Source organism: Winogradskyella sp. (assembly GCF_013042245.1).
In the GTDB taxonomy this organism is placed as follows: domain Bacteria; phylum Bacteroidota; class Bacteroidia; order Flavobacteriales; family Flavobacteriaceae; genus Winogradskyella.
Genome location: NZ_JABDQL010000114.1, coordinates 1 through 3,044 on the forward strand (window position 1 = coordinate 1; position 3,044 = coordinate 3,044).

Consider the following 3,044-nt stretch of genomic DNA (forward strand, 5'->3'; position numbering starts at 1 on the left):
AGGCGCCCCAGCTATAGACGGAGCACAAGTAAGTGCAAAAGTCTTAAAGCACCTTAAAGGTGACAAGGTTATTGTTTTCAAAAAGAAAAGACGTAAAGGTTACCGTGTTAAAAATGGACACAGACAAGCTTTAACTGAAATCGTAATCGAAGGTATTACAGCTTCTGGAGCTAAAAAAGCTGAACCAAAAAAGGAAACTAAAAAAACTGAACCAAAGAAAGAAACAGCAGCTGAGCCTCAAGATTTGAGTAAACTTACTGTTGCAGTATTAAAAGAGATGGCTAAAGCAAAAGGTCTTGAAGGTATTTCTTCTATGAAGAAATCTGACTTAATTGCTGCTTTAAGCTAAATATTAACAATATAAAACCTTAAGACAATGGCTCATAAAAAAGGAGTTGGTAGTTCTAAAAACGGTAGAGAATCAGAATCGAAACGCTTAGGTGTTAAAATTTTTGGTGGTCAAGCTGCTGTGGCAGGAAACATTATCATTAGACAACGTGGTAATACGCATCACCCAGGTGAAAATGTATACCAAGGCAAAGACCATACTTTACATGCAAAAGTTGATGGTTTAGTAAAATTTACTAAGAAAAAAGACAATAAGTCTTATGTTTCTATTGAGCCTTTTGAAGCTTAATTAAAACATTCTCATAATTTAAAAAACCCTTTCTTTACGGAAAGGGTTTTTGTTTGTATTATCTTAGTGTACACTTAACGATTTAAACAATCTGCATCTTCTTCAACAGGAAACTCGCATTCATATTTTGGCAAACACCTTGTTTGAGTTTGTAATCAAAGTAAAGCTCATCGTTTACAATTTGTGCATCAAAGAAATAATTTTTTACAGGTTCTAATTCAGATTCAATTTCTGTGAGACTTAAATCATGTGTCGCAATAATTCCTGTAGCATTAAGTTTTACTAGTTTTTCTACAAATTTTCTGGAGCCAATAGCTTTATCTGTGCTGTTTGTCCCTTTTAAAATTTCATCAAGAATGATGAAATAATTATTATCTTCCGCTATAGTATCTACAATAAATTTTAAACGCGTTAATTCACTAAAAAAGTAACTACTATCGTCAGTTAAAGAGTCTGTTGTACGCATGCTCGTAATTAATTTTATAGGCTTATACCTACTTTCCTTTGCACAAACAGGCAAACCAACATTAGCCATAACAATCTGTAATGCAACAGTTCTTAAAAAGGTACTTTTTCCGGCCATATTGGCTCCTGTGACTATAAAAAACTGTTCTTGTTGTAATTTTAAATCACTAGCTACACGCTTATTTGCGTTTAAAAGTGGATGACCTAAATCTTGTGCGAAAATAGTATGCTTTTCTTCAGTTATCTTCGGGTACGAGAACTCCTGATGGTTAAAGGCATAATTTCCAAAACTATTATACGCATCAAAAAATGTAACAACCCCAAACCAATCTTCAACCTTATTTGAGTAGGTTTGTATCCATTGCTCGATATAGTATGTTTGCCTGATGTCCCATAGAAAATAACCATTACCCAAAACAGCAGAAATTAGATTATTCCTATTATCTAAAGCATCAATATGCTTGGAGAATTTAGAAAAAATATCAGATGCTTTTTTACCATCGAGCTGAATTCGGTTTTGCTGTGTTTTTAATAATTTCGAAGAAAACTCAATATTTTCAATAGCGTTTAACAACTGCGCATATTGCCTAAAGGTTTCCTTGGCTTTTGAACTGTGTTGTGCAACATTATTAATACCCTTTAAACAGCTTGCCGTTAAGGCCAAACCTATCAATAACCAATACCCTAAATAAGAAATTGGAATAATTTCGGTAATAGCCAAACCTAAAATTAGGGCTGAAAAAAAACTAAAACCAACAGTTACAAAAAACCATGTTTTACTTAAAAAAGGCTTATAGTCCTTAAGCCACTTAATAATACTCACTGCGGTGTCTTCAACCTCAACACCTTGAGCAATGGCTGAATAGTTTTGTCGCCATTCGGGTTTTTCCGATAATTCTCTTATAGCGTTTTGACGTTCACTAATCCCTAAAATATCATTTGCTAAAAGGTTATCTACAAGTTTTTGAGTGCCTTCTTTTATGGTGGTTCTATTTACAAACTGAAAAAAAGAACCAATGCCAAACAGATCAATGTCTAAACTGTAAAAATGCTTTGGATTTTGATATTTTGAACCATCTCCTCTATCGTAAAAATCGCCAAAAGCTATTTTAAGTTCTTCTTCATTTATTTTTACAAGACGTTTGTATTGCGAACGTTCTGCTTTTAAATCGATATATTTGGAAAGTAACACTAAGAAAAGTGCAACACCCACAACTCCAATTCCTAACGCTGTCTGCCATTGACTGAAAGTGAAGTAAATACCAGTAACTGTTACTACAAAAATTCCCAAGCGCAATAAACTGTATAGACTTAAAGTTTTAAAAAGTTTCTTTGACTTCGATTGGTAAGCTAATAACTGTGTTTTATAAAATTCTGATGGGTTTTGCATTGTCTAAATTCTTGTTGGGAAGATAATAAAAAACTGAGCTCTGGAATTAATCTCTACACATTAAAGAAAAAAATCTGGAACACTCGAACTGACGTTATTTTAATTAGTTTAAAATATGATAAAGTTGTGGAATTATAACCCTTTTGCATCCAAATCTCTCAATACTTGATAAATTATACGTACTGCATTTTTATAAAATTCTGGTGTAATGTATTCGAAATCATCTGTTGGTTTGTGATATGAAGCATGATCTTCATTCCCAAAGTATAAAAATGGAATCTCTGCTTTATGAAATGGACCATGGTCTGAAGAAAACGTCCAATCTGGTTTACCGTCAGTACCATCATGCCCTACAAGCAATTTAGTTTCCGTTGGATTTTTAAAATCTGAAATTAATGATTCTAGTTTTTCTGTATAACGACTACCAACAACTAAGTTTTCGTTGCGTCCGCAGGACGAACAATGAAAACTCCTGTTGAACGGAACCGTTGAATTTAGAAATAATCTTAGTAAAACAGCCCTATTGGGGATATCGCTTTTGGGATAGTGGTG

General features: G+C 33.4%; 4 protein-coding genes. 2 read left to right on the forward strand and 2 right to left on the reverse strand.

Annotated features, from left to right (window positions below; translation table 11 throughout):
- Both rplU and rpmA read left to right on the forward strand, forming a co-directional pair.
- The coding region (gene rplU, locus HKP48_RS08950; protein WP_296345006.1) for a 50S ribosomal protein L21 at positions 1-349 on the forward strand (349 nt) is incomplete at its 5' end.
- A gap of 27 nt (positions 350-376) precedes the next feature.
- On the forward strand, positions 377-637 hold the full coding sequence (gene rpmA / locus HKP48_RS08955) for a 50S ribosomal protein L27 (RefSeq protein WP_110474587.1): 261 nt from the start codon (positions 377-379) through the stop codon (positions 635-637).
- An 82-nt stretch (positions 638-719) separates the two neighbouring features.
- Here rpmA and HKP48_RS08960 read toward each other — a convergent pair whose 3' ends face one another.
- Positions 720-2,492 (reverse strand): DNA mismatch repair protein MutS, encoded by a 1,773-nt coding sequence (locus HKP48_RS08960; protein ID WP_296345009.1) that lies wholly within the window; start codon positions 2,490-2,492, stop codon positions 720-722.
- A 132-nt stretch (positions 2,493-2,624) separates the two neighbouring features.
- Positions 2,625-3,044, reverse strand: a 420-nt coding sequence (locus HKP48_RS08965) for a M28 family peptidase (RefSeq protein WP_296345011.1), incomplete at its 5' end; no start/stop codon positions are given.